Raw genomic sequence first — 2,021 nt, 5'->3', positions numbered from 1 at the left:
ACACGTGGTCTTCCCTTCAGGCACTAGCCGCTTGACGATGCTGTACGTATCCTGGTTTTCGATATGAAATGGGATGTCGAGCTTGCTCAAATACTCGGGCAGGATGTGCTCCGGAAACCCCGGCTGCTTCTGATCGAGATTGACGGCCACAATGTCGAAATTGATCGGGGCGCGCTCGCGCAACCGCATCAGCAGTTCGAGCATCGCGTAAGAATCCTTGCCGCCCGACAGGCATACCATGACCTTGTCGCCGTCTTCGATCATCTTGTAGTCGGTAACGGCCTCGCCAACCTGACGCGCCAGCCGCTTGAACAACTTGTTGTTGTCGTACGCCTGCTTCTGCTCGCGACGCGTCAGCGGCTCGCGCATGGGCTTTTGAACGGGCGCTTCAGCAACGGGCGCTTCAGCTTCAGGCGCTTCAGCTTCAGTTAGCGAATTCATACCGAGAAGACCTCTTTGATGCGAAAGACTTCGACACCCACGGCGTCGCAATCGGGATAAACGTCCGGCTTTTCCGTCGATACCACCACGGCCCTGACATCGGGATGTTCGAGCAAGGCGGCGGCTACGTCGTCGCACAGCGTTTCCTGCAGGTGGATATGCCCTCGGGATACGCGCGTTGCGATCGTCGAGCGCATGAAATCGTAATCGACGACTTCGCGCAGCTTGTCCTCAACCGGCGTCGAAGCCGACAGCGGAACGAACAATTCGACGTTGATCACGACGCGCTGCTCGCCCTGCTTTTCAAAATCATGCACGCCGATGTTGATGCGCACTTCGTAATTGCGCAGAAAAAGGCGCCGGCAATCGGCGAGCCGGGGATGTGAAAGAGCCGCAAGCATGGTTGTGTCCAGGTGAATCGAAGCAACTAATAATTTAGGGGGCGCGTGCGCCGGTCAAAAACATGATGTCGCGCGGCGAAGGCACGAGGTGCTGGCCGCCGTCGACTACGAGCGTCGTGCCCGTCACGCCGCGGGCGTCCGCCAGATAGCAGGCTGCATCGACGAGATCCTGCACGGTCGATGCGCGCCGCAATGGTGTCACGCGATGCGCCGACTCGAACTCTTCCGGCGTCTGACCGGCCGATTGCAGCGTGAGGCCCGGTGCCAGGCCCACGACGCGCAACTTCGGCGCGAGCGCCTGAGCCAGCGCGACGGTCGCGTTTTCCAGCGCGGCCTTGGTGAGCGTGTACGACAAGTAGTCGGGATTCATGTTGTACAGCTTCTGATCGAGCACGTTGATTACGCAGGTGCGCTGCGTTTCGTCATCGATAGCGGAATCGGGCGTCGAGTCGAATAACGCGCGCGCCAGTGCGAGCGGTGCACCTACATTGATCGCCATCATTTCCAGCAACTTCGCGTAGCCGAAATCGCGCGCCGTATCTTCGACAAAACTCGATGCGCAGTTCAGCACGCAATCCAGTCTGCCCAGCGTTTCGATGCACGCCGGAACGAGCGTCAGCACTTCGCTTTCCACGCCAAGATTCGCTCGCAGGGCGACAGCTTTACGGCCGAGCGCACGAATCGACGCGACGACTTCCGCAGCTTCGGTCGCTGAGCCGCCGAAATGCACGGCCACGTCCCATCCGCGCGCGGCGAAACCGAGCGCGAGGCCGCGGCCAATGCGTATTGCCGCGCCGGTGATCAAAACGACGCGTGCTTTCCCAGCCGAAGAAGCTGAAGACGGTGACGAAACGGACGAAGAAGGGGTCATTTACAATGCGGGAATGAATCCAAATACTCATCAAGCCGACAGTTTACCTGCTCCCGGCCCCGACGCGCTTGCGCAGTCCGAAGCGCTGGTCGCCCGAATCCGCGCGGAAATCGCGTCGGCGGGTGGCTGGCTGCCGTTTAATCGATATATGGAGCTCGCGCTTTACGCGCCCGGCCTCGGCTATTACAGCGGTGGCGCGATGAAATTCGGCCGACGCGGCGACGACGGCAGCGACTTCGTCACCGCCCCGGAAATGTCGCCGCTGTTCGCGGCGACCTTGGCACGGCCGGTTGCGCAGGCGTTGCGCG

Annotated in this window: 2 protein-coding genes and 2 pseudogenes; 1 reads left to right on the top strand and 3 read right to left on the bottom strand. The window is 60.8% G+C overall.

Features of this window, described 5'->3' with window-relative positions; genetic code table 11:
- The 3 genes and pseudogenes from WCA53_RS28540 to WCA53_RS28530 form a co-directional block, all read right to left on the bottom strand.
- Positions 1–369: pseudogene (locus WCA53_RS28540) on the bottom strand (tRNA 2-thiocytidine(32) synthetase TtcA); the annotation flags it as partial.
- Between the two features lie 68 nt (positions 370–437).
- The gene (locus WCA53_RS28535; protein ID WP_423918915.1) at positions 438–842 is read right to left on the bottom strand and encodes a dihydroneopterin aldolase; all 405 of its coding nucleotides are present in this window, start codon (positions 840–842) and stop codon (positions 438–440) included.
- A gap of 34 nt (positions 843–876) precedes the next feature.
- The gene (locus WCA53_RS28530; RefSeq protein WP_423918912.1) at positions 877–1,713 is read right to left on the bottom strand and encodes an SDR family oxidoreductase; all 837 of its coding nucleotides are present in this window, start codon (positions 1,711–1,713) and stop codon (positions 877–879) included.
- Between the two features lie 13 nt (positions 1,714–1,726).
- Here WCA53_RS28530 and WCA53_RS28525 point away from each other — a divergent pair.
- Positions 1,727–2,021 (top strand): annotated as a pseudogene (locus tag WCA53_RS28525) (class I SAM-dependent methyltransferase); the annotation flags it as partial.

It is taken from the genome of Caballeronia sp. (assembly GCF_049581465.1).
GTDB lineage: Bacteria > Pseudomonadota > Gammaproteobacteria > Burkholderiales > Burkholderiaceae > Caballeronia.
The sequence above is the reverse complement of the archived record's forward strand: the minus strand, read 5'-3'. Positions and strand labels throughout refer to the sequence as shown.